23 protein-coding genes are annotated in these 25,686 nt (G+C 38.2%); 10 read left to right on the top strand and 13 right to left on the bottom strand.

The features are described from left to right. Window positions 1-332 precede the first annotated feature (332 nt). Complete coding sequence (locus tag PAND9192_RS10110; protein ID WP_087853704.1) at window positions 333-761, bottom strand: YhbP family protein; 429 nt, start codon at window positions 759-761, stop codon at window positions 333-335. Between the two features lie 486 nt (window positions 762-1,247). On the opposite strand from PAND9192_RS10110, the gene PAND9192_RS10105 reads away from it, so the two are divergent. Continuing rightward, window positions 1,248-1,667 carry a hypothetical protein gene (locus PAND9192_RS10105; protein WP_087853703.1) on the top strand — a complete coding sequence of 140 codons (420 nt, stop codon included), beginning with the start codon at window positions 1,248-1,250 and terminating at the stop codon, window positions 1,665-1,667. 98 nt (window positions 1,668-1,765) lie between these two features. Here PAND9192_RS10105 and PAND9192_RS10100 read toward each other — a convergent pair whose 3' ends face one another. Beyond that, window positions 1,766-2,026 (bottom strand): putative hemolysin, encoded by a 261-nt coding sequence (locus PAND9192_RS10100; RefSeq protein ID WP_087853702.1) that lies wholly within the window; start codon window positions 2,024-2,026, stop codon window positions 1,766-1,768. A 217-nt stretch (window positions 2,027-2,243) separates the two neighbouring features. Then, complete coding sequence (locus PAND9192_RS10095; protein WP_087853701.1) at window positions 2,244-2,732, bottom strand: hypothetical protein; 489 nt, start codon at window positions 2,730-2,732, stop codon at window positions 2,244-2,246. 68 nt (window positions 2,733-2,800) lie between these two features. Here PAND9192_RS10095 and PAND9192_RS10090 point away from each other — a divergent pair, with 68 nt between their 5' ends. From PAND9192_RS10090 to PAND9192_RS10075, 4 genes are all read left to right on the top strand, one after another. Continuing rightward, window positions 2,801-3,478, top strand: a complete 678-nt coding sequence (locus tag PAND9192_RS10090) for a CatB-related O-acetyltransferase (RefSeq protein WP_087853700.1) — start codon at window positions 2,801-2,803, stop codon at window positions 3,476-3,478. Between the two features lie 489 nt (window positions 3,479-3,967). Further along, complete coding sequence (locus PAND9192_RS10085) at window positions 3,968-5,167, top strand: acetate/propionate family kinase (RefSeq protein WP_087820640.1); 1,200 nt, start codon at window positions 3,968-3,970, stop codon at window positions 5,165-5,167. 258 nt (window positions 5,168-5,425) lie between these two features. Next, entirely contained in the window at window positions 5,426-6,901 is a 1,476-nt protein-coding gene (locus PAND9192_RS10080; protein ID WP_087853699.1) for a C69 family dipeptidase, read from the top strand. A 177-nt stretch (window positions 6,902-7,078) separates the two neighbouring features. Further along, window positions 7,079-7,267, top strand: a complete 189-nt coding sequence (locus PAND9192_RS10075) for a hypothetical protein (RefSeq protein ID WP_087853698.1) — start codon at window positions 7,079-7,081, stop codon at window positions 7,265-7,267. Window positions 7,268-7,371: 104 nt separating this feature from the next. On the opposite strand, the gene PAND9192_RS10070 is transcribed toward PAND9192_RS10075, so the two are convergent. Both PAND9192_RS10070 and feoB read right to left on the bottom strand, forming a co-directional pair. Continuing rightward, window positions 7,372-7,623 carry a FeoC-like transcriptional regulator gene (locus PAND9192_RS10070; RefSeq protein WP_087853697.1) on the bottom strand — a complete coding sequence of 84 codons (252 nt, stop codon included), beginning with the start codon at window positions 7,621-7,623 and terminating at the stop codon, window positions 7,372-7,374. Next, window positions 7,624-9,954 (bottom strand): Fe(2+) transporter permease subunit FeoB, encoded by a 2,331-nt coding sequence (gene feoB / locus PAND9192_RS10065; RefSeq protein ID WP_087853696.1) that lies wholly within the window; start codon window positions 9,952-9,954, stop codon window positions 7,624-7,626. A gap of 582 nt (window positions 9,955-10,536) precedes the next feature. Between feoB and PAND9192_RS10060 the strand changes: the two genes are divergently transcribed. Beyond that, on the top strand, window positions 10,537-10,740 hold the full coding sequence (locus PAND9192_RS10060; protein ID WP_087853695.1) for a hypothetical protein: 204 nt from the start codon (window positions 10,537-10,539) through the stop codon (window positions 10,738-10,740). A 136-nt stretch (window positions 10,741-10,876) separates the two neighbouring features. Here PAND9192_RS10060 and PAND9192_RS10055 read toward each other — a convergent pair whose 3' ends face one another. The 4 genes from PAND9192_RS10055 to PAND9192_RS20690 all read right to left on the bottom strand — a co-directional run bounded on the left by PAND9192_RS10055 (window position 10,877) and on the right by PAND9192_RS20690 (window position 16,329). Next, window positions 10,877-12,211, bottom strand: coding sequence for a DUF1501 domain-containing protein (locus PAND9192_RS10055; protein ID WP_087853694.1), 1,335 nt, complete (start codon window positions 12,209-12,211; stop codon window positions 10,877-10,879). Between the two features lie 6 nt (window positions 12,212-12,217). Beyond that, a complete protein-coding gene (locus PAND9192_RS10050) occupies window positions 12,218-13,768 on the bottom strand; it encodes a DUF1800 domain-containing protein (protein ID WP_087853693.1) in 1,551 nt (516 codons plus the stop codon). 317 nt (window positions 13,769-14,085) lie between these two features. Further along, on the bottom strand, window positions 14,086-15,474 hold the full coding sequence (uhpT, locus tag PAND9192_RS10045) for a hexose-6-phosphate:phosphate antiporter UhpT (protein ID WP_087853692.1): 1,389 nt from the start codon (window positions 15,472-15,474) through the stop codon (window positions 14,086-14,088). A 711-nt stretch (window positions 15,475-16,185) separates the two neighbouring features. Beyond that, a complete protein-coding gene (locus PAND9192_RS20690) occupies window positions 16,186-16,329 on the bottom strand; it encodes a hypothetical protein (RefSeq protein ID WP_156673535.1) in 144 nt (47 codons plus the stop codon). 238 nt (window positions 16,330-16,567) lie between these two features. Between PAND9192_RS20690 and PAND9192_RS10040 the strand changes: the two genes are divergently transcribed. From PAND9192_RS10040 to PAND9192_RS10025, 4 genes are all read left to right on the top strand, one after another. After that, complete coding sequence (locus PAND9192_RS10040; protein ID WP_234999063.1) at window positions 16,568-17,338, top strand: AraC family transcriptional regulator; 771 nt, start codon at window positions 16,568-16,570, stop codon at window positions 17,336-17,338. A 222-nt stretch (window positions 17,339-17,560) separates the two neighbouring features. Beyond that, window positions 17,561-20,701 carry a bifunctional proline dehydrogenase/L-glutamate gamma-semialdehyde dehydrogenase PutA gene (putA, locus tag PAND9192_RS10035; RefSeq protein ID WP_087853690.1) on the top strand — a complete coding sequence of 1,047 codons (3,141 nt, stop codon included), beginning with the start codon at window positions 17,561-17,563 and terminating at the stop codon, window positions 20,699-20,701. Window positions 20,702-20,710: 9 nt separating this feature from the next. Beyond that, window positions 20,711-21,403 carry a proline dehydrogenase gene (locus PAND9192_RS10030; protein WP_087853689.1) on the top strand — a complete coding sequence of 231 codons (693 nt, stop codon included), beginning with the start codon at window positions 20,711-20,713 and terminating at the stop codon, window positions 21,401-21,403. 176 nt (window positions 21,404-21,579) lie between these two features. Beyond that, complete coding sequence (locus PAND9192_RS10025; protein WP_087853688.1) at window positions 21,580-21,945, top strand: SpoIIAA family protein; 366 nt, start codon at window positions 21,580-21,582, stop codon at window positions 21,943-21,945. Between the two features lie 70 nt (window positions 21,946-22,015). On the opposite strand, the gene PAND9192_RS10020 is transcribed toward PAND9192_RS10025, so the two are convergent. From PAND9192_RS10020 to PAND9192_RS10005, 4 genes are read right to left on the bottom strand one after another with little or no spacing between them, the layout of a single operon-like run. Beyond that, entirely contained in the window at window positions 22,016-23,242 is a 1,227-nt protein-coding gene (locus tag PAND9192_RS10020; RefSeq protein ID WP_087853687.1) for a beta-ketoacyl-ACP synthase, read from the bottom strand. Next, window positions 23,239-23,964, bottom strand: coding sequence for a 3-ketoacyl-ACP reductase FabG2 (locus PAND9192_RS10015; protein ID WP_087853686.1), 726 nt, complete (start codon window positions 23,962-23,964; stop codon window positions 23,239-23,241). The genes PAND9192_RS10020 and PAND9192_RS10015 overlap by 4 nt, the downstream gene beginning before the upstream one ends. Before the next feature lie 9 nt (window positions 23,965-23,973). Continuing rightward, window positions 23,974-24,435: a hotdog family protein gene (locus tag PAND9192_RS10010; protein ID WP_087853685.1), complete on the bottom strand. Its 462-nt coding sequence runs from the start codon at window positions 24,433-24,435 to the stop codon at window positions 23,974-23,976. Next, entirely contained in the window at window positions 24,428-25,678 is a 1,251-nt protein-coding gene (locus tag PAND9192_RS10005; RefSeq protein WP_087853684.1) for a beta-ketoacyl-[acyl-carrier-protein] synthase family protein, read from the bottom strand. Before PAND9192_RS10005 ends, PAND9192_RS10010 begins: the two co-directional genes overlap by 8 nt. Between the last annotated feature and the right edge of the window lie 8 nt (window positions 25,679-25,686).

Raw genomic sequence — 25,686 nt, 5'->3', positions numbered from 1 at the left:
GGCTTTATTACTACTGGTAAATATATATAGTATGCAATGCTCATTTTATAAGCTAAAAATAATTGAATAAAAAAAAGCCGACCTTATAGATCGGCAAAACAAGACGTGACTCCTAAGAGTATAATCCTGTACGACGTGTAGAAGAGGTAATCGTTAAGAATTGAAATAGAGATACTACAATAATTCTTAGCGATAATTATTAATATTATACCTTATTAGGCAGCATATTAATGCTGCAACTATATCTAAGCAACAGGTTACAAAATAGGGGGGAAATCACCTATTGACACTGGGGTTTTTGTATTGTTTGACAGTGGTTATTGTCAGTTTTTTTAGGCTTGTTGATGCCAAAACAGTTTTTTACCAAAACCGAGGCTATTGTCTGTCATTTTTATCATGATTAGTTCTATTTCCCAAATGGGAGCTGAAATAAATTTTGCATCGGGAAATTTATTATAATAATCAACATTTGCTATTTCAGCATCTTTATTTGTTAGTTTTTTAATTTTACCTTTAAATTGTACACCTTTTATATTAAATATATTTGTAGGCTGAGGAGCTATGGTACCTACGATATTCTTATTAAGAATCATTAACTGACTGTGATGACTACTTTCACTCGTCATAATAAATAAAGACATTTTTTTTGGGTCAAAAGAATAATAACAGCTTGCACACCATAAATCGGTATCAGAATTAGCGCATAATGTTAGTAAATGATTTTGTTTTAAAAAATCACTTATGTGTTTTATTTCATTCAAGGTGTACCTCTAACTAATAACTTAAATATTCTATAAGCATAAAGCAACATTTTAGAATTTAAAATCATTATAGAAAATGAATAGTTATGAGATGTCGTTATGACTTTAATTAGGAAGTAACAATGTCGTCAGGGCAAGGATGAGTAAATCATGGGAACAATGATCAAGGTAATGATCTGTTTTTTTATTTATGATTGAGATATGTCTATCTAACTTATTGTTTATTAGATTATTTTATTTTGTAAATGGGATGGCAAGCTGATTGATTTTAGTTTTATAGCCATTTTTTATTAATTAATGCGTAGTTTTAGCGTAACTATAACGGTTGAGATGACACTAACCGTAAATAATCATAACTTGATCATCGTTCCAGAGTTATCGTGTTTATCTATTTCTTAAAAATAAGACAATGAATAATAAATGAAACAATAAAATCATAAGTAATAAAATTATTATTAATTAAACTGTAGCAATATAGGCTAGGTTATGTTGGTTATTATACGTGATTTTTTGTTTTTTATTTGTTTTATATCAGTTAGTTACTTTTCTTTTGGCTCTGAGGTGATATTCACTAAGACCGTTACTAATATTACTCAAGCCAGTGAAGCATCAACAGTGCTAGAAGGTCGGCCTGGTGATGTCATTGAATATAATATTGATTTATTTAATGGTACTGATGATGCTATTTCGAATATTCAATTAGTTAGTGCTGTACCTCCCTTCACGGTTTTAGCTGCTGTTATCAATTGTAATAATAGTGACTTACCTTCAACGCTCCGTTGTGATGTTAGAACACCTGATGGTGTGAATCAGGTAGGGTATCAAGGTGCGATTAGGTGGCAATTAGTCGGTAAATTAGGTGTCGGTCATCGAGCCAGAGTTAGTTACCAAGTTATTATAAAGTAATGCTTCTTAGATAAAATAGGAATGTAAAAAATGGGTATACAAAGAAGGGGGGAAGATCTTCGTATACCCGTTATATACTTGAGCTAATATTATTTATATTAGTAAACGATTGGTGCGTTATTCTCTTGACTACAGTTACCACGTTTAAATGCCCAAGCATCACACTGGCTACCATTATCAAATTGGCATACACCTGCTTGGCTACCATCTTTATTGGTAATAATCTTATGGGTGCCGCCATGCTGTACACAATGATCAGCAGCAGGATTTGACATATTGGCTGTACCTGGTACTGGTAGTGTTTTACATCCAGTCATGATTGCAACTGTACCTAGGGCGATCAGTAAGATTTTTTTCATTTATCTTCCTTTGCGATTATCGTCAGTGGTGATGCTAAACACATCTTTTAGTGTGAGTACAATTTTCTAAAAAAGAGGACTCGCTAACAGCTGTACGTATTGTGAGCATTTTTTTGTCTGTAAATGTCAATTTAATGCAAAAAAATTTTAACTTTTAAATATGATTTGATGGTTTATTATTTAGTACTTTGTTGTATAAGTTATTTTTGTTATAAATTTAGTTGCTTTTTAAATCAGCACTTTGCTGTTTACAATGCTTATCAAGAAAACATTGCAATATTTGAAGGCTTTTCGTTGAACCTGCTTGTTCTGCTAATAGAAAATCATAAATTGTATTTTCATGATCTGCGACGAGTGTATATAAAGCTTGATGTTGCTGTGCATTATCAGCTTGCTGCTGATAGCGTTGTTGGTAAGGAGCAACCCAGGTCACCATAGTATCAATTAATATCGGCCATGATAGGTGCAACCATTTATTTGCATCGGTTATGCCTTTTTGCGCCATTTCTGCATCATAATCAGGACATTCCATCCCTAATGGCTGTAAGGCTAATTTTAGTTTTTGGGCTGTTATTAATTCAATATCTAATAAAGCTTGCCATTTGTTGTTATGGCTACGGTCACTATACTGTTCAACAAAGGTTGTAAAAAAACTAATGCCATAGAGTTCGCCAAGGTAGGCGTTATATAAATTATCGAGTGTCATTGAGGGATCCAAAGTCATTATTATAATTGGCTGTTTTATTGTAAATATGAGTATAAAGGAGAATTGTAATGGGGTTGAGTATTTTTCCGTCTTGGATTGGTGGTCATGAAATTAAGCAGCATATTACTAATCCTAATATAGAGGTAGGAGATTACAGTTATTACTCTGGCTATTACCACCAACATCACTTTGAAGATCAGTGCGTACATTATCTGTTGGGGGATAAATCGACTAATGAGGTGTGGCAATCTGGTATTTTTGGTGAGGTTGATAAACTGATTATTGGGCGGTTTTGTTCTATCGCTAGCGGTGTTGTGATTATGATGGCAGGTAATCAAGGTCATCGACATGATTGGATTTCATCTTTTCCTTTTGATTTTTCAGAATTTGGTGATGGTGTTAAAAGTGGTTTTGAACGTGCGGGAGATACCGTTATTGGTAATGATGTTTGGCTTGGTGCTGAATGCGTGATTATGCCAGGGGTTACCATTGGCGATGGTGCTGTTATTGGAACACGAGCTGTGATCACTAAAGATGTTGAACCGTATTCGATTGTGGTCGGAAACCCAGGCCGATGCGTAAAGAAACGTTTTGCTGCACACCATATTGAGCAATTATTGGAGATGGCATGGTGGAATTGGTCGACATCACAACTAAAAGCGGCAATGACTATTATGTGTAGTGCTGATATTGATAGTCTGTATGACTACTATCAAGCAATGGATAGTTCATTTACAGATGAATAAGTTAGTTATAAGTTGAATTAAAGAGAATTTGTTTGTGATCGGTAATGTTTTCTTACTATTTAGTATTCGCTGCAAGAATGCATAACTGATAAGATTATTTTTAATGTGCCTATTTTATTTTTTAATGGAAATTTAGTCATCAAAAGTGCTGTGTTTTTGCTCTTTTTGATGGATAAAGCATTCGATATTGTTTGTGAAAGCTTAAAATCTAGAAAAATTTCATACCTTAGACTCAACTTAATTTGATCAAATGGTGCGGATTTATGCGAATTAAATCGATTTTTAGTCTTAAAATTGATCTAAACCAGTAAATTTTAAATTTTTAAGTGGTTTTTGAAACAAAAGTTGAGACTTTAAAAAAAAATTGAGTAATATGATTGGCACGTACTTACTGAGTTGAATGAATATCACGCATTGAACTGAGTAAATCCGAAACTGGATGTTGTTATAAATCCGAAATTCGCCCTTAAAAATTCTGATGAGATAACCATGAGCAATTCTTTAGTTCTCGTAATCAATTCTGGTAGTTCTTCACTTAAATTTGCATTGATTGATACTGTAACCGGTGAAGCTACGTTAAGTGGTCTTGGTGAGTGTTTTAATCTCCCTGAAGCTGTCGTTAGCTGGAAAGTTAACGGTGAAAAACAAGAATTTAAACTTACAGGCCTTGAAGGTCATCATCAACAAGCGATTGATCGTATTGTTACATTGGTTGATGAGCTCGGTATGAAAGACAGTATCGTGACCATTGGACATCGTGTAGTACATGGTGGCACTAAGTTTAATTCAACTGTGCGCGTTACTGAGCAAGTTATGGCTGATATTGAAGCGTTGAGTGATTTAGCTCCGCTACATAATCCTGCTCATGTGTTAGGTATGCGTGCTGCTGCTAAAGCTTTCCCAACGTTACAACAATTTGCTGTGTTTGATACTGCCTTCCATCAAACAATGCCTGAAAAAGCATATACTTATGCTATTTCTAAAGAAGTTAGCCAGCAATATAATATTCGTCGTTACGGCGCACACGGCACTAGCCACTATTATGTTACCCGTGAAGCAGCAAAAAGAATTAATAAACCTGTTGAAGCATCAAGCTTTATTTCAGTTCACCTTGGTAATGGCGCATCTGTTTGTGTGGTTAAAAATGGTGAGAGTATTGATACTTCAATGGGTTTCACCCCACTTGCTGGTCTAATGATGGGCACTCGCTGTGGTGATATTGATCCAAGTATTCTTGAATATTTATTAAAGAAAGGTTGGACGCCTGAGCGTTTACATAAAGAACTTGTTAGTAACTCTGGTTTCTTAGGTATTTCAGGTTTAACCAGTGATTGTCGTGGCATCATTGAAGCGATGGAAGCTGGTAATCACGATGCTAAACTGGCTTTTGAAGTCTTTAGCTACCGTGCTGCTAAATATATTGCTTCTTATATGGTCGCATTAGATGAATTGGACGGTATCATCTTTACTGGTGGTATTGGTGAAAATTCATTACCAGTACGTAGTGAAATTATGCGTCTACTGAAAATCTTTGGTTATCGTGAAGATGTTGCAGGTAATGAAGCTGCTCGTTTTGGTGCTGAAGGTGTTATCAGCCAAGCAGACACACCACTAGCGATGGTTATTCCAACCAATGAAGAATTTGTTATCGCTCAACAATCAATGGCTTTGCTAAACGCTGAGGCGTAGTCGTCATTGTTACCTTAGCTAGAACGCTAGGGTAAAATTGTGAGTTAGAATATCGTCGAATAATTGACGGCTTTGGACATATGTTCAAAGCCGTTTTTTATTTTTAATTTAATGGTGGTATGTCTGTTTTTGCGATACTTGATCAATATAGATTGTGAGTGTTGTTTGATTGGTCGTGTAATGGTGTGATATGTATCACAAACTGGATTTGGTTTTCACCGTATACCTTTAAAGATACTGTTATTTAAAAGGTGGTTTATGATGAAAGGATATTATTCTGATACTAATGGTGAGCAATCTGAAATAGCAGCAAGCGCTTGTACGACGATTCTTGTCGGTAATCAAGTAACTGTTGATGGATCGTTTATCATTGCTCGTAATGAAGATCACCAAGCGATCAATGCTAAACGGTTTAACTTTCATTCAGCAGAAGCGGCACAATTAAATGATTTTCATTCGATTGGGGCGATGGGAAACGATTTTAGTTATCCTGCGGCAATAAATGCGCTTCAATATACCTCTAATTCTGATTTTGATACCGATGGTACTAGTTTTGGTGCGGCTGGATTTAATTCTGCAGGCGTTGGTATAACAGCTACAGAAACAATCTTTAATAATGCTCAAGTGTTGGCTATTGATCCATATGTAACAACAACAGGTATTGGTGAAGATGCGATTGTTAATGTTATCTTACCTCGAGTGCATAGTGCTCAAGAAGGCGTAGCTTTGCTAGGGAAGATTATTGAAACACAGGGCACTGCTGAAGGTTTTGGGGTTGCGTTTGTTGATAAAGAGGGGATTTGGTACCTAGAAACAGGGAGTGGTCATCATTGGATGGCAGCAAAGATTCCAGCTGATAAGTATTTTGTATCTGCTAATCAAGGTCGATTAGTGGATTATGTTGCTGATCATCCAGATTTTATGGCTTCAAAGGGGTTAGTTGAGTTTGCTCAAAAGCACCAATTACCTTCAGCTGAGGATAGTGAGAGCTTTAATTTTCATCGAGCTTATTCACAAGATGTTGAGCATGATAAAACCTATAACTATCCTCGTGTGTGGACATTACAACATCTTTATACTGATGGACTTACGCCCAAAATTGATCAAGGTGAATCATTTCCGGTTTACTTGACCCCTAAACATAAACTTAGTGTCCATGATGTGATGCAAGGCTTACGTAATCACTATCAAGCTACAGCTCATGATCCTTATGCTCATTGTAATCCTAATGATCCTTATCGCCCTATTGCTGTTTTTCGTACTGAACATTCGCATGTATTGCAGGTACGCCCACAGCTACCTATTGCCATTGGTGAAGTTCAATATATCGCTTATGGTATGACAGCTTTGAGCGTGTATCTGCCGTTTTATCAAGGAATGACCTCAGTGCCAGAAGCACTAACGCTTGGTGATAATAAGGCTGATAACCATTCGGCATATTGGAAATTTCGTAAACTACAAACCTTAGCAATGATGGACTGGAATCAGTTCTCGCCAATTGTGCAACAGGCTTATCACGATTTTGAGCAACAAACGGCTCATAAACAGACGTTGATGGAAGCGCAATACATGACATTACATGTGACTCAGCCCGAACAAGCTGTGGCACTAATTAATGCTTTTGAACATGAGACGTTAGCATTAGCTTTAGCTTTGACAGAAGATTTAACTAATGAATTGTTTACTCGGTTAACGATTGATACTGACAAGTTATACAATTTTTCTGGCGCTTAAATAGTGTTTCTAAATTTGATAAATTACAGCGTTACATTTACTTAACATATTAGTGTGTTTTAGGTAACTTAATTGTTAATGCAATGTTGATCTAAGTATCGTTTTTGATAGTTAGCGTTATAAGAAATAGATAAAGTAAGACATGATGAAGACTATACAAATTTGCAAGGATTGCTTATGTATACTCAAGTTACTGTTTTAAATACGGGATATGGGCATCATCAATCAGTCAATAAAACGGATGAATTGGATATGATGATGAACATCTCAAATGAAGAATTATCACTATTTTTGTTAGAGCATTATGATGATGGCAATTTTGCTCAAGCTCATAAGCATTATAAAAAGCAACATAGTGGTATTTAATCACAAGTTAAAACAATAATTAATTATAAAAAAAGACCACTATTAATTTGAAATAGTGGTCTTTTTTATATTCATCGTAATAACGTTAGGGTTTAAAATCAGTGTTAGATATTAGTAATGTCAATCCGTTCATTACACCAACGGAAAATAATATCTTGTGAGCTAGCCTGACAGCCATGGCATGTTTGATTACAGTTTTTTGTGGCTTCACAGCGCTCAATGCTCCCTCTTTTTATTAGATCATCGAGTAAGACTAATAACCATTGTGGCTCACTGTTAAATGTGTGGCTAAGCTGAGCTAAAGAAATCACTTTAGCTGTGCGAATTGCATTTCTAACGGTAATTAAGCTGACCATTTAGTGACAACCTCCACTTTTATGTTGAGCTGGTGTTGTTGGCATTGATAGTTGCCAATCCACTCGTTGGCTCAAATAACGGATTCCAAGAATAAAGCTTATCAATAGTAAGGATGCGAATATTAACCAACCGACAGTGGTGATTGGGTGTGCTGCAAATGTGGCGATTTGATAAAAACTAATAGCCAATGCATAGGCAACAGCGATCCCCCAAAACGTTGAGAACCACGCCCAATTGCGGCCTATTTCTTTTGCAATAACGCCGATAGTTGATACACACGGAACATACAATAAAACAAAGATTAAATAAGCATAAGCACCTACCATCGAGCCAAATTGATTATGCATTTGCCCCATCGCTGTGGTGTTCATGCTGCCATCGGCTTCACTGGCTTTAATTGGATTTTTAAAGGTTGTTAATGAGAAACTATTTTCAACCCCATCAACCGTATCTTGCCATGCCGTTTTTAATTCACTTAGCAGGTTGAATGGCTGTGAATTATTAGTAACATTCTGATTTGCTAATTCAGCACTATAGAGAGTATTGAGTGTACCAACAACAACCTCTTTTGCTAAAAATCCGGTAAGCAAACCAACACTTGCAGGCCAATTTTGTTGGTTGACGCCCAATGGCGATAATACTGGTGTTACCCAGCGACCAATATCAGATAATGCCGAATCTTGTTGTTGGCCCGGCTCAATAACTCGCCCAGAAAACGTGACGCTATTAAGAGCCATAACGATCATACAAATGGGAATAATGAGTCGACATGCTTTAACTAAAAAGCCTCGAAGACGGCTCCAACTGTGGATCAGCGTTGTTTTAAGACTTGGCACATGATAAGTCGGTAGCTCCATAATAAAAGGAGATGCTTCACCGGTTAATAATGTTTTCTTTAATACAAAGCCGGTCAATACTGCGACTAAAATACCGAGTAGATAGAGTGAGAATACAATCAAGCTGCCCATTCCCTGAAAAAAAGCAGCAGAAAAAACGCCAAAGATTGCTAATCGTGCTCCACAAGACATAAAAGGTGCCATCATTGAGGTTAGGATGCGATCTCTTGGGGTTTCAAGTGTACGCGAGGCCATAATTGATGGAATATTACAGCCAAATCCAACAATTAAGGGTACAAACGATTTACCCGGTAATCCTATCGCTTGCATTAAACGGTCAATAACAAACGCCGCACGTGCCATATAACCACTGTCTTCTAATACTGACAGATATAAGAACATTAGCCCTATTTGCGGAATAAAAGGCATAACGGTGTTTATACCGCCACCAAGACCTTGAGATAAAATAGCGCCTAACCACATTGGCAGGCCAAGATATTGACATAACCAGGCGGTGCCATGAATAAATATTGCAGCAGAGCCTTCGTCAAAAATGGGTTGTAGTCCGCCACCAATATTAATTGCAAACCAAAACATTAAATACATTACCAATAAGAAAATTGGTAATCCGAGATAGCGATTAAGTACTATCGCATCAATCCATTGAGTTAATTTATGTTGAGTGGCTTGGTGATGGGATGTTGATTGAGCAATGAGTTCAGCTACGGTTTGATAGCGAGCATCGGCAATGAGTAAATCTGCATGTTCATTATATGTTTGGTAAAGATCATTTTGATAATGACTAACACGATCTGGAATATTGGTATTTACTACATGGTGTTGTGCTGAAATATCGGACTCTAGTAATCTTAATGCAAGCCATTTTTTCTTGCTGTCTGCAATTAATGTATCAGGAATATCAGCACTTAATTGATTGATCACCTGACGCAATTGGGTTGGAAAATGGGTTTGAAATGAAGATTGTTGTGGTGTGACGAGTTGTTTTTCGATCGCCGCTTTTAATGACTCGATGCCTTTATTTTTGTTAGCAATTAGGCATACAACAGGGCAACCTAATTGGTGTGATAATTTTTCAGCATCAATCACGATATTTTTTTGACGAGCAATGTCGAGCATATTAAGTACAACTAGACAAGGCACATTCATTTCAAGTAGTTGCAATGTTAAGTACAAATTACGTTCAATATTGGCAGCATCAACAATATTGACCACAAGATCCGCTTCCCCACTTAAAATATAGTCGCAGCCAATTTGCTCATCGACAGATCCTTGCTCGTCAAATGAGCTCATAGAATAAATACCAGGTAGATCAACAACCGTTATTGTTTGGTTATGGTATTGATATAGCCCTTCTTTTTTATCAACTGTTACGCCGGCCCAATTACCTGTTCGCTGTTTAGCTCCAGTTAAGGTATTAAATAATGTGGTTTTTCCGCTGTTAGGGTTACCCAATAAGGCAATACTATTTGCCATTATTATTCTCCGAACATAATGTTGTCATTAAAAGAGTACTAATAGAGAGAAGACGATAAGTATATTAGTGTGATTATTAATATATTTTATTTTAAACGGGAATAGATATCAATTACATTTGTGTCGCGTTTTATTGTAATAGTTAAATAATATTTAAAATCAGTAGGTTTTATTTGGTATTAAATTTTAAATGTATGGAAGTAATTATTACCACGTATTAATAATGGTTTATTATATATTAAATATGGTTTTATATTGGAAGGGTTTTATTGTTCTTAAAAAGTTAATAGCAGAACTACCCATATCAATACAGCGTTTATTTGACATATATAATATTGGATAACAGAGAAAGAATAGTTATTGTGATGTTAATTATCTCGAAGGAAGAGCACAGTTACCTCAAGTCAGTGTTATTAAGCGAAAATATGATTATTTGATTTAAATGACGTAAAGTTGACTCAATTGTTGTTTTTCGTGGCTATATTTGTGACGCAGTTAATATTTACTAACAGTTATTTGCTTCTGAAAACCATTATTCTGGTTTATTATTACTGTGTTTATAATCAGTATGTGAAATGTTTTATGTGGTTTGAAAGCAAAAAAACAACAACAGTAGTGGATAAAGATAAATTGATTGCTGAAATTCATGATCTTGTTTTAAAACAATATAGTCAACATGAGATAAAGCTAATAAAAAACATAACATCAAAAGGTAGTATTGAGCTACATTTTGCTGTCGCTGGTGAAGATGTACTTCAGATGAGTATTGAATCATCTAATGCTTAATTGTTTTTTATTAAAAGAATCAGCCATAAATATTATGGCTGATTATATTTAATTAATAATAATTTTGTTATTTTCATTATTCTTCCATCATAAGATGTCAAAATAACGAATGTAATCAGTTCTTCATTTATCGTAATTAAATAAATTCAATATACGGTGAATAAAAATTATTTAAGTTAGGAAATATAGACAATATTTGTGGTTCTGATAGGCCTAACCAACGACACAGTGAGGCATTAACCTGATCTGCTGCGATGGTTGGAATAATACGACCATTATTATAATTATGTTGGCTATTTGCTGTTAATTGCGGCCATTCACCATAAATATTATTACCTCGAACTGCGCCTCCAGTAACAATTTGATGACCAGCCCAGCCATGATCGGTTCCACTAGCATTGGCTTGTAAGCGACGTCCAAAATCAGACATAGTTACGCAGGTTACTTGATCATTAAGACCACTATCTACCATATCAGCATTAAAATCACTTAATGCATCACTGACTTGTTGAAGTAACTGTGGATGGAGTTTTTTCTGATTCTTATGGGTATCAAAGCCCTCAAGGCCAACAAAAAACACTTGACGTTGCTGGTGCATATCATCGCGTGCTTTAATCAAACGACTGACCATTTCTAGCTGCTCTGCTAGATCGGATTTAGAGTAGGTATAATGACTCGGGTGGTTAGCAAGAATTTTTTTTATGGCTTCATTTTCAGAGACATTATGTGACATTGCACTGGCGTAATTACGCATATAAATATTGCTATATTTACGTTGAGTAAAGTGTGCAAAATAACCATCAAGACGCTCTTCGTTTTTCCAACCAGCATAGATGCCAGAGCCATCGCGGTTTACTACTGTTTGCTGAGCTTTCTGATAACGAAGTAATTTTTGGCCTTGGTTTACTGAAATCAATGGTGATAAACTGCCGTTAGCACCAAGCATATCCATCATTCTTCCTGCCCAGCCATAGGCATGACCTAGATTTTCAGTGCCTAATTGCCATAGGTCTTGTTGCTGGTTATGTGCCATTAAAAATTGTGGCAATGTCACCTTAGCATTACTGATATCATCACGAGTGGTTGGCTGAACCAATTGACCTGAGTTAATAATTGCCGTTGCATCACCAGACTCAAATAACGGTAATAATGACGACATATTGTTATTGAGACTAAGTGGTACACCATTAGAGGTGGTTAAATTTAATGGACTTAGTTGCGATTCCGGTAAGCCCATTATTGGTCTAGCGGCTTTATAATCTTGGTAGGCATCACAACCAGGTGTTGGAACGATCATATTGTAGGCATCGTTACCACCAAACAGAAATACACACACTAAGGCTTTATTAGCGTTGTCTGAGGATTGCATATCGTCAGTTGGTGTAAATGATGAGGCAAAAGTAGATGCAGATAGTGTTGTCGCACTAACAACTGCGCTGGTTTTTAAAAAACGTCGACGTGATAATTTCATGTTTAATTATCCTTCACAGAAAAATTCAGGTGCAGTTGTTGCGATATAAATTGCGTTAATAAAACGAAGATTAAGCTGACTTGGTGATGTATGGCGTGATAACGCTTTATACATATAATCTTGTAAACTTTGTGACATCAAACCACCAAAGAAACGTTCATTAATGAGCGCGACATATTCAGTTGATCCCATTTTATGATGATTAAAATCAGTATGATCCCAATGCCAATCGTTATCATCTGTTTCCTTATATTTTAAAATGTTGTACCACATTCTATTGTGGGTTCTACGCATGATATCGGTAGTAATAATGGTAAATTCAGGCGCTGCAAGGCCTAAATTAGCAATTTCACCTTGAGGGGCATCGTTAGGTTTATAGAAATTAAATACGGTTTCTGCGCAGAGTGCTGCTTGACCATACGTAACTTCAGCCCATTGCGTATCCCACCAATGATCACCTACAGCCTGCATATCTAATGCACGTAACTGATTAGCAACAACAATGACAGGTTCTTTTAATAAACCAAAATGTTGGTGTTCGCCATTAATCCCTTGTCCAGCACCGTGACCAATACCTGCTAAAACATCGGGATCAGTTAACACTGCTTTAATGGTGGCTTGTAAATCACCACGAACACCATCGCCATTATCTTCAAACACTTCAGCAACACGGCGTATATGATTACGACCTGGGTTACTGGTTACGAAACGTTTAATCAGATGAATTGCTATAAAAACAGGGGTATTGTTATGGTTAAACAACATGTCAACTACGCCATCAAGATCTTGGTTAGCATTTTGACCTGCAGGGAAATGGGTTCCCATCACATTTTTCTCACCCATATCATGCTGACTGTTATCAGGTTGCATCGGATTGATCCAATCATGACGCCAATTTTCATACTTGATATTCCAGCCACAAAGTAAACGTGACATGTCCTCAACATCATCTTGATTATAAGTTGGTATTTTATTGCCATGTTGATCTAGTACGGGCTCACCATACTTATCAAGTTGCCATAATCCGATGGTGAATAACTGCATGCATTCGCGAGGATAATTCTCATCTGGAAAGGTGTTTGTTTGTGGATTATGTTTTTTACTGCCTGATAATGTTAGGTATTGTCCCATCATGGCACTAATAGTAATTTCTCTAAATAAGGTTCTGAAATTACCAAAAGCATGATCAACTAATAGATCATAATAATTGGCTAAGCCTTCATTTAATGAACCGACACCATGTGAAGAGACCACAAATAATTGACTTAATGCATAAGCCATACGTTGACGTAATTGGTCTTCACCAGTAATAACACACTGCCACCATATGCCTTGGCGCATATCATCTTGGGCATTTTTAAAATTGGAACTACCAAGAATGGCTCTTAACTTCGGTAAGTGGTGAGTAGGAGGGACAGAAAATTGTTCATCAAACCAAGCATCAAAGCCATTTTTTTGAAGACGATCAATTTGACCTTTTTTAGGGCCAAATGAACCACGGTAAAGAAATTTAGCGCATTGACGACGGTCATCGCTGTATATTTTGGTGTTAGTCATGATTATTCCAGTCAGCACTTATATTGTGCCAATCTTATGGTGATATATGGATCTTATTAAGTGGCGATAATACGCTAAATTATTTCTTTAGGAATGACTGTATTGAAATGCTGACATTTAACTGACTTTTTGTACCATTATGTAGTCAAATATTAATAATAACTATTAATAGATATTTAAATTAAAGCGTTTTTTATTCTATTTGCTAATTAAGTATATTATTAATTAGAATAAAAGCTCTATCTTAACGGATGGTAGATAATAAAAAACCCCTTATAATCATTTTAATTATAAGGGGTTTTATAAAATGGAGATTGTTAATTTGCGAGTGACTGTCGTGCTAACTTTTTAATTTTAATTTCTTCAAAAAGAGCCACGATTGCCATTAACACACAACAAGCAATTGCTGCAGCTTTGATTGCTGCAAATGTACCCGTCCAGCCATCAAGACCAAAGAAAGGGTTGCCTTCAGCAATATAACCAAGACCAATTTTTGCAAATGAGTCACCGATTAAGTAAGCAAAAGTACCTTTAACACCATCTGCAGCAGCTAGACCTTGCTTAGGAACAAAACCAATCGCAGCAACGCCAATGAGAAGTTGAGGTGCAAAGACTAAGAAGCCTAATGCAAATAACGATGCTTTATAGGCAAAAATAGAATCTGCATGTTGGTAGTAACCTAAGGTAAAGACGATACCAATCAATGCAATACAAGATACAGCACCACGGCGACCATTAAATAAGTCTGATAATAAGCCCCATAAACAAGTACCGACTAATGCGCCTATTTCAAACATAGTAAAACCTGAGTTTGCTACGTCTTTAGAAAAACCTAATATTTGGTGTGCATATACTGTCGACCATTGATCGATACCACTACGCACGATGTAAAGGAAAACGTTAGCAAAACAAAGTAACCAGATAACCTTGTTAAACAAAACATACTTCTTGAAAATTTCCATCTTCGTTAGTTTGTTTTCTTTAACGGCATTATCTTCTTCTGATACTGGTTCTTCAAAAATGTCTTCAACAGTACCAAGGCCATAGGCTTCAGGGCTATCGTTACCCATAAAGAAGCCAATAATTGCAATAATAATCGCAATGACAGCAGGGAAGATGAACATACCTTGTACGTCACCGCCAAAGAAGTAATCAGCACCAAACATTGCGACAGCTGCTGCTAATGCACCACCTGCATTATGGGAGATGTTCCAGAAGCCAACCCCAAGGCCGCGACGGTTACGTGGTGTCCAGTTGGTAATAGTAACAACTGAGTTAGAACCACCGCCAGATTGAAAGAAACCTGAGGCAGCATAAAGGACAGTCATCATAATGAATTGGCCAGAACTTGGTCCCATGACTAAGCCCATACCAAGAATACAAAAACCTGATAGTAATAGCCCTAATGGCAGAATGTTTTTGGCATTTTTGCCGCCAGACCAATAGTTTAAAATGGTTTTACCAACACCATAAGTGATTGAAAAACCTAAACCAATAGTACCAAGCTGGGTTAAACTCATGCCATAGTCAGAAATCATATCATTCTGGGCAATATTAAAGTTTTTACGCACCAAGTACATGGCCATATAACTAACGAAAACAACTAAATAGGACTTTAAAAAAGGAGAGAACCATAGTTTTCGACGTTCTTTTGGCGACAAATCAAGCGTAGGTTTGCGGACGCGTTGAAGTATTGATAATTCCATCGGCAGAATCTCGTTAGGGCTTAAATCAGATTTGTATCTAATGAGACAAATCGCGGCAGCCGAGACAATACCGATATAACAGAAAAATGGATTAAGACTTTTTCCTAGTTTTTTTATGGAATTTTAAATCTCATTGTTAGATCACGTTTTGAGATTTTTTATCATAAAACAGAGATTTCATTTTTGGTGGTTGGTGTTGCATTGTTTTTATAAAGCTGAAAAATAATAGCATAATAACCTAAAGACTATTTATTATATAATAGTCTTTTTTAGAGTTGTTATTTTCTATTAATAGGTTATTTATTAGGAAATAATAATCTTATTTGGTTTAATATGACGATGTTAATTTTAAAATGTGCTATTTCAATAGGCACTATTATGAATATAATTCCAAGTTATATATTTTAAATGATTTATTTTTATTAGCACGTTGAAAAATAATAGGATTAATATTTAAACTATTATTGTTATATATTTTTGACATAGATCACAGCTTAAAATTTGCCTATTTGTGATTTATCTACCATAGTTTAATTAACCTGAACTGAGATATATTATCGAGCTTACGGAGGAAAGAAGCTGTTTTCCATCTAACTCAGGGATTCAGGTTCCGGTTGTTATTAGTAGACCTATTCAACCCGTTATTAATAACAATCAAGTTGCAACGCGTAACAGTAAGTTAAATGCGTAAAAGCTTCTAAGGTAACACACTTAGTTGTTAACAATTTGGATAGCAATACCGTAAAACTCTTGCTTCTTCGTCAAAATATCGGTCCATACATAGTTATCGGACACGCCAAGCTCAACGTAATGAGTGACGAAGCGTAACAAACTTGATGTGCCATGTAAGTACATTCAAGCGCAACATCCTAGCCGCACTGATATAGTGCGGCTTTTTTATTGGTAGCGATAGGAGCCTGTTTTTAAATAGCAATATATTATTATTATTGTTGAAATTATTAATATATTGATATTTGGTTGTTTTTTTGTTTTATCCACAAAAAAAGTGGGTAACTATTTAGTTGAAATGTACGCTGGTGATTATTTTAGAGGCAATGAAACGTCGTTATAAACCGCTATATGTAAGGAAGCAATGATGCTGCAGAAGTTACAACCATCAGTCGTAATCAGTCTAGCTCAAACGGTGAGTTACCACCGTCATAGTCACCATCAAATTGTGATTAGTTTATCGGGGCAATCAGAGTTTAATATTGATGGAGTAACAAGTTTAATCTACCCAGGACTTGGTTGTTTAGTAATGGCAAATTGTGATCATACTTTTGTTGGTGTGGGTGATAATGAATTGTTAGTGATTAATTTACCGCCAGGGTTTAGCCACAATAACGAGATGGAACAGCGTATTACGCAATTGTTTTCTCATTCTGGGTATTTCAATTTAGATAACCAGTCTCAACAACTGATTCAATTATTGGCTTTTGAGATCAAAGTCAATCCTGATGATCAGTTGTTACAGCAAGCATGTACTATGACTTTATTGTGTATATTACAACGTCATTTTAAAATCGCTCACGGTGTAAACTCATCCCAACGTATTGATATTGATATAATTGATAATTTTATTCAGCGCAATATCAACCATAAAATTTCAGTGTCACAATTAGCTGCTATCGTTTTTCTATCTGAAAGTCAGTTTTATGCGTTGTTTAAAGCACAAACAGCTTTTACGCCGCAACGGTATATATTACAAAAACGACTTCAGCTTGCTAAGCAATTATTACAAGAGAGTAAATTAACCTTGGCTGATATTGCTCAAATTTGTGGTTTTGCTGGACAAAGCAGTTTCTCACAGGCATTTAGACGCTTGTGTGGTATTTCTCCTGCACGTTATCAACGTCAGCTTTAGCAAATTGTTGACTATTGTTGATGAAGTTACGTAGTAAACGTTATAACTAAGGCTGTGTTTGCATCTGATTTTGTTAATCAGCAGAGTTTGACTAAAAATATTCAGAGAAAATAGCAAGACGATTATCGTTTCTCAGCATAATATCGGCATAAAACAACAACACTGTAACATTTCCTGTGTGGATAATGTGTTAATGGTGCCGATTATATTGAGGTATTTGCTATGTTCAATGCAGCTGATGTTCTTCAGCCTTCTTTTATTGATCAACCACTCGATCGGTTATGGTCGTTGATTTCTCCCCATTATGATATCGATGAATCATGGTGGCTGGCGCAGTTATTGCCATTAGCTGCACCTTCTGTTCAAGAGCGTCACGATATTGAGCAACAAGCTGCAGAACTAATTGCACGTGTACGAGCAGATAAACATGCAGTGCAAATGATAGACGCACTGTTATTGGAATATAGTTTAGATACCAAAGAGGGTATTTTACTGATGTGCTTGGCTGAAGCACTGATGCGTATTCCTGATGCTGCAACAGCGGATGCGTTGATTCGTGATAAATTAACGGTTGCTGATTGGAAATCCCACCTTAAAAATTCTGATTCGTTATTTGTCAACGCCTCTACTTGGGGACTAATGCTGACTGGCAAAGTGGTTGGCTTAGGTCGGTCAGATAATGACTCTTCGTCTGATGTGATTAATCGGTTAGTGAATAAAATGTCTGAACCGGTGATCCGCCAAGCAATGCATCAAGCTATGAAAATCATGGGCCATCAATTTGTGTTGGGACGTGACATTGATGAAGCGATGAAAAATGGTAAATTAAAACGTGATCAAGGTTTTAGTTACTCGTTTGATATGCTGGGTGAAGCGGCGTTAACAACCATTGATGCCAGTAAATATTACCAAGATTACCTTACCGCTATAGTTGCTGTTGGCCGTGATAACTATGCTGCTCACAAAGGAGCAAATGCAGGCTCTCCTAATCCAACCATATCGATAAAACTATCAGCGTTACATCCTCGTTATGATGTTGCGAGCGAAGCGCGTGTCTTAAATGAAATGTATGACTCAGTATTGTCGTTGTTAGTCTGTGCTCGTGAATATAATGTTGGTATCACCATTGATGCCGAAGAAGCCGATAGATTAGAGCTGTCATTAAAATTATTTAAACAATTATATCAAGCACCACAATTACGAGGTTGGGGGCGATTTGGGATAGTAGTTCAAGCCTATTCAAAACGTGCTTTACCGGTATTAGCTTGGGTGGCCGGGCTAGCTAAACTGCAAGGTGATGTGATTCCATTACGGTTGGTTAAAGGTGCTTATTGGGACAGTGAACTTAAACTAAGTCAACAAGGGGGATACAGCGCTTATCCAGTATTTACTCGCAAAGAGGCGACCGATACATCATATTTAGCCTGTGCTCGAATGCTGTTATCACCAGCTTTAAATGGGGTTATTTACCCACAGTTTGCGACTCATAATGCCCATACTGTGAGTGCGATAGTAGCAATGGCACCGCATAATCATTACGAGTTTCAGCGCTTACATGGCATGGGGGACGCACTGTATAACCATGTAATGGCGATTCATCATCCACAAATTCGTATTTATGCGCCAGTAGGAAGTCATAAAGATCTGTTGCCTTATTTGGTGCGACGATTATTAGAAAATGGCGCGAATAGTTCCTTTGTACATCGTTTGGTAGATGCTGATTGCCCAATTGCTGAACTGATAGAACACCCCGTTGATCGCTTAGAAAAGTGTCAAACATTACATAATAATTTGATCCCTTTACCTGCGGATATTTTTGGTGATGAGCGTCTAAACTCGGCTGCAATTAATATCGATATTGACGCTCAATGGCAACCTTTTAGTACTGCCGTCGCCGCTTTTGCTGATCATCAATGGCAAGCTGCATCGTTACCCATGACCACCACCGATGTTAGTGCAGAAATTATCACTGTGACCGCGCCTTATGATCGACGTGAAGTTGTCGGTGAAGTAACGTTTGCGACTGAAGTGCAGGTCGATGAGGCAATATCACGCGCGGAAAATGCCTTTGATGATTGGTCAGCAAGCGCAGCATCTGTCCGTTGTCATTATTTATGTTTACTCGCTGAACAGTTACAACAGCATCAACATGAATTAGTGGCGTTATGCCACCGCGAAGCAGGTAAAACCATTCAGGATTCGATTGATGAAATACGAGAAGCAGTAGATTTCTGTCGTTATTATGCTCAGCAAGCGACACTGCGATTTGAATCTTCGCAACAGATCACCAATTACCATGGTATTGAGCAGCAATTACGCTATCAAGGTCGTGGTGTGTTTGTGTGTATCAGTCCATGGAATTTTCCGTTAGCCATTTTTATTGGTCAAATTAGTGCAGCATTAGCGGCGGGGAATACTGTTGTTGCTAAACCTGCAGAACAAACATCATTAATTGCTTATCGTGCGATTGAGCTGCTGCTAGAAACCGGGATCCCTGCTGGTGTGATTCAGCTTTTGCCAGGGCGTGGCGTGAATATTGGCCAGCAATTATTGTCTGATGAGCGTATTGCTGGAGTGGTATTTACCGGCTCAACACCAACCGCACAAGCTATTAATCGAACACTAGCGGCAAGGGCGTGTCCACCAGTCCCCTTTATTGCAGAAACTGGAGGCCAAAATGCCATGATTGTTGATAGTACTGCGTTGCCAGAGCAAGTGGTGCGTGATGTGGTGCGATCGGCTTTTGCTTCGGCAGGTCAACGTTGCTCTGCGTTGCGGGTACTTTTTGTTCAAGCTGATATTGCTGATCGAGTCATTGATTTAATTAAAGGGGCAATGGCTGAGATCAAGGTTGGACGTCCTGAACTTCATCGCACCGATGTTGGGCCAGTTATTGATAGGACCGCACGTAACAAATTAATGACACATATCGAAACCCTAAAAAATCAAGCAAAATTGATAGCACAAACGCCGCTAAGTGCTGAGTGTCAGTTCGGTGATTTTGTGCCACCAACGGCGATCGAAATCAGTGATATTTCGTTATTAGAACAAGAACATTTTGGCCCTATTTTGCATGTGATTCGGTTTAAGGCTGATGCGCTATATCAGATTATTGATCAAATAAACCACACGGGATTTGGATTAACGCTGGCGATCCATAGCCGCAATGAGCGCACTTATCTCGATATAGAGCAACGTGTACATGTAGGCAACTGTTATATAAATAGAGATCAAGTTGGTGCTGCTGTCGGCGTACAACCGTTTGGTGGTCAGGGGCAATCAGGTACGGGGCCAAAAGCAGGTGGCCCACATTACCTGTACCGTTTTACTCAAGATTGCATTCTGCCAATAAATAACCAATAAGGAGTCATCATGCGGCAAACAGCAAATAATCTACAAATACTTATTGATAACAGTGAAGTGGCGATGCGGCGTTGGAATAGTGTTGGCTTTGATGATCGAGCCGCGATTTTGCAACGTTGGGCAAAGCAGGTGCCAATGAATATTGGCGCTATGGTGAACTACCAATGTACCAATGCGCTGCAATATGTTGCCAATACTGAATTGATGCCAGGGCCAACTGGTGAAACCAATACGCTGTATTGCAGTGGCCGAGGTGTGTTTATTATTTCAGTGCAGCAAGGTATCACCAAGGAGGCAATTGTAGGTCAATTAACCGCAGCATTAGTGTGCGGTAATTCGGTATTACTGTGTCTTGATGACGAGCAATACGCCCAGCAGATAAAACAGGAGCTTGAACAGATAGGGTGCATTAGTGGGGTGATAACGGTAGTGAATATTACTCAACTTGATGGGTTAGTTAATCATCCTCAAACCGCGGGTATCGCGTATTGTGGAGATCTGAAAACAACGCAGCATCTGGCTCGTCAATTGGCACAGCGGCAAGGATTGTTAGCACAGTTAGTGAGTGAACTTGATAGTGAAACGTTAGTGGTCATTGGTGCTCAACGATATTGTCTACGATTTATCACTGAGCGTACACGCACGATTAATATTACTGCTGTAGGAGGCAATGCCACTTTATTAGCATTAGGCAGTGGTTAATAAGAGCTTGGAATGACGATAATCGTTACTAGGGGTATTGTTATTGTTGCAATGTGATATTGATTAAAAATATGTATTTAGTGACTGAAGCAAGGTTAATAAAAGCGCATAGTAACTAAGAGAAAAATAGTCATAATATTTTTTGACCTAATGTAATATTGAAGAAGGAATTTTATATGTTAACCATGATTGATATTGGTATTGATAACGCAGTAGCTTTTACGTTATCAGGTAAAGTGACAGAAGATGATATGAAGCGAGTGTTGATGGATGCTGAAGCTAAAACTGTTGATCATGGCGGTATTGTGATCTACGAAGAAATTGACAGTTTTTCAGGCATTGAGTTAGCAGCAATTGTTGAGGAGTTAAAATACCTTGTTAATGCTGGCTTAAAACATATTACTCAAGTCGCGGTTGTTGCTGATGCGAGTTGGATTGAAAAAGTCGTTAAAGTAGAAGATGCATTGTTTAGTAATATTGATATTCAATACTTTTCTGTTGCTGAAAAACAACAAGCGATTACATTTTTACAGCAGCAATAAAGACTATAAATTGTGAAAATTCCCTTGGTATCAAGCTCATCTAAAGCCAATACGATACCAAGGGATAAGTTTATATACGCTTAAAAATCAATGAAGTATTAATGCCACCAAAGGCAAAGTTATTACTCATGATATAATCACAACCAATATTTCGACCTTGGCCCTGAATATAATCAAGCTCACCGCAGCGTGGATCTGGAGTGGTTAAATTCAAAGTTGGGTTAAACCAGCCTTTGTTCATCATTTCAATACTTAGCCATGCTTCAATGGCACCACAAGCACCTAAAGTATGCCCAAAGTAGCTTTTGAGACTGCTTATTGGAGTTGTATTGCCAAAAATATTGGCAGTCGCCTGACTTTCAGCAATATCACCTTTTTCCGTGGCGGTACCATGGGCTGAAATATAGCCGATATCTTGTGGTTGTAATTGTGCTTGTTGTAATGCCAGTGCCATACACTGTTGCATGGTTTGTTGTTGAGGCTGGGTAATATGTGCAGCATCGCAATTGGTCGCAAAGCCAACCACTTCCGCTAAAATCGTCGCACCTCTATCAAGCGCATGTTGATATTCTTCTAAAACTAATGAGCCAGCGCCTTCGCCAATCACTAATCCATCCCGATCAACATCGTAGGGGCGTGGGGTTAGGTTGGGGGTGTCATTTTTAAGGCTGGTGGCAAAAAGGGTATCAAACACCGCAGATTCTGTTGGACATAATTCTTCTGCGCCACCTGCAACCATCACGGTTTGATAACCATGCTTGATAGCCTCATAAGCATAACCGATGGCTTGACTACCTGATGTACAGGCACTACTTGTTGGGATCACGCGCCCGCGTAAGCCAAAAAACAAACCGACATTGACAGCTGCGGTATGCGGCATCATTTGGACATAAGTGGTTGCCGTGATTTCTTTGGTGGTTTTATCATTTAGCATAGTACCAAAAGCACCAATGGCAGGGGTGCTACCGATTGATGAACCATAGGCAATGCCAGTGCTGCCGTTAGTGAGTATATTCTGATCTAATAAACCAGCTTGGGTGAGTGCTTGCTCGGTGGCAACCGTGGCGAGTTTAGATACTCTCCCCATCGCGCGCAGTTGCTTACGGGTATAATGTTTAGGGACACTAAAATCGCTAATAGGGGCGGCAAGTTTGGTATTTAACCCGTCATACAGAGCGTAATCGTCCATATAGACCACCGCATTTTTACCCTCGCGCAATTTTTGTTCTACGGTTAGCCAATCTTGACCCAGCGCGGTTACCCCTCCCATGCCAGTGATCACTACACGACGGTTCATACTAAACCTCCATTAATAGAAATCACTTGGCGGGTAACATAAGCGGCGATATCTGACATTAAATAACTCACTAAACCTGCTACTTCTTGAGGATCACCCATGCGGCGTAACGGTACTTGTGGTAGCGCATGTTGTTTAACGTGCTCATCAACCATACCGGTATCAATCAGTCCTGGAGCGACACAGTTAACGGTAATTTTACGTTTTGCCAGCTCAAGTGCGAGTGATTTTGACGCGCCAATCACACCGGCTTTAGCGGCACTGTAGTTAGTTTGACCGCGGTTGCCAGTAATACCCGATACCGATGCTAGCGTGACAATACGACCACCTTGACGTAATTGCACCATTGGCATCACACACGGATGAAGAACGTTATAAAAGCTATCAAGATTAGTATGGATAACACCATCCCATTCTTGTTCTGTCATCGCTGGAAAGGCAGTATCGCGAGTAATACCAGCATTGCTAACGACACCATAATAAGCGCCATGCTTGGCAATATCTTGTTCAAGATGCTGGCGACATTGGTCACGATCACTGATATCAAATTGAATAATGCGCCCTTGACCACCCGCACTAATAATAGTGGCAAGCGTTGACTCTGCACCTGCTTGATCACTCATATAATGGACTGCAATAGTAAATCCATCTTGTGCTAATTGGATAGCGATTGCGCGTCCAATGCCTTTACTAGCACCTGTAATAAGTACCTGTCGAGTCATGAAGTCTTCCTATTGTTTGGTGGTAAGCAGGGTTGCAATTTTTTCTTCAGAAGGAAGATACGCATTGAGTTGGCAACTAGCAATAGTTTGTTGTTGATGAACAATCTTGCAACTAAATACCACCATGTTGTTGTCTTGCATTAAACGTTCAGCATGAATATCAAGCACGACCCCTTGCTTAAATTGCGACCATTCACTGTGGTAACGACGACAGCCAAGTAAAAACCCCATCGGCGTTGGTTTACTTTGTTGCCATGCATGATAACCGGCCCAACTCGCAATGGTTTGTGCCATTAATTCAATCCCAACATACGCTGCAACTGCGTGAGTGTGTTTATCAAAAAAAAGATTGTCTGAGCGGATTGTTACTTGGCAATGGACATTTTCCACATCAACACTGATCAGCTCATCAATTAATATCATTGGAGCTTCATGAGGCAATAATTGTGCTAACGGTGGTATTTTAGTCATTAACGTATCCAAAAATTAAGCTGATGTTATTACCACCAAAAGCAAATGAGTTACTTAATACTGCTGATGTAGTTAATGGTAATGGTTGTTTTACAAGTGTGATTGGCAGTTGTGGATCTTGATGACCATCGTTTATTTGTAATGGTAACGGTAGCTGATAAGCCAAAATATACCAGCAAATTGCAGCTTCGACGGCACTTGCTGCGCCAAGAGTATGCCCGGTAAGTGGTTTGGTCGAGCTAACCGCAACGTGGGAGCCAAATACACGTGCAATCGCTTTAGCTTCCATCGCATCATTAAGGGGAGTCGCTGTGCCATGAGCATTAATATAGCCAATATCTTCAGGTTGTAAGTTCGCATCAACTAATGCATTTCGCATTGCAGCTTCTGCGCCATTACCTTCAGGATGTGGCGCTGAAATATGATAAGCATCAGAGCTATCGCCAGCGCCTAAAAACGCAATATGTTGGTGTGATAAACCTTTGTAGTTATTGCTAATGTCATTATTTTTAGCACTTATATCAGGAGTAAGTGCTAACAACATAAAGGCTGCCGCTTCACCGATATTAATTCCATTACGGTTAACACTAAACGGATTACAACGGCTAGCAGAAAGTGAATCTAGGCCATGAAAACCATTGAGTGTCAGTCGACATAATGTATCTGCGCCACCAACGATAACTGCATCTGCTAAGCCTGCTTTAAGTAACCGTTTAGCCGATAAAAAGCTACGTCCACTTGAAGAACAAGCAGTTGATATGGTGTAAACCAAGCCAGTTAAGCCAAAAAAATCGGCAATAAATTGGCCCGTATTAGCTGGTTCTTGCTGGTGGTAATGAAAATTTTCAGGTAGCTGATCTAGCGCGGCAAGGTGTTCTAATGCGACTTCACCGTCACTGATGCCAGAGGTTGTAGTACCGATTATGACTGCAATACGATCACGACCAAACTGCTTAATAGCATGCTCTATTTGGGGGGCGATCTGTTCTAATGCTGATACTGCAAGACGGTTATTAGCGGTATTTTGATACGGGTATTGTTGCTCATCAATAACGGCTAATGGCGCGCTTACTTGGCCAATAACTGTTTCACTGCCGTCATTGAGCCAGCCACGTACTGTATGCATATCAGGACTAAACCCTGCCAGCAGACGTTGCTGAATTTGTTCAGTTGTGGCACCTAACGCAGAATGAAAACCACAGCCACGAATATAGATTGGGGTTGCAGGTTGATTATGTTTCATAAAATTCC

This window comes from Photobacterium andalusiense, from assembly GCF_900185625.1.
GTDB lineage: Bacteria > Pseudomonadota > Gammaproteobacteria > Enterobacterales > Vibrionaceae > Photobacterium > Photobacterium aquimaris.
The sequence above is the reverse complement of the archived record's forward strand: the minus strand, read 5'-3'. Positions and strand labels throughout refer to the sequence as shown.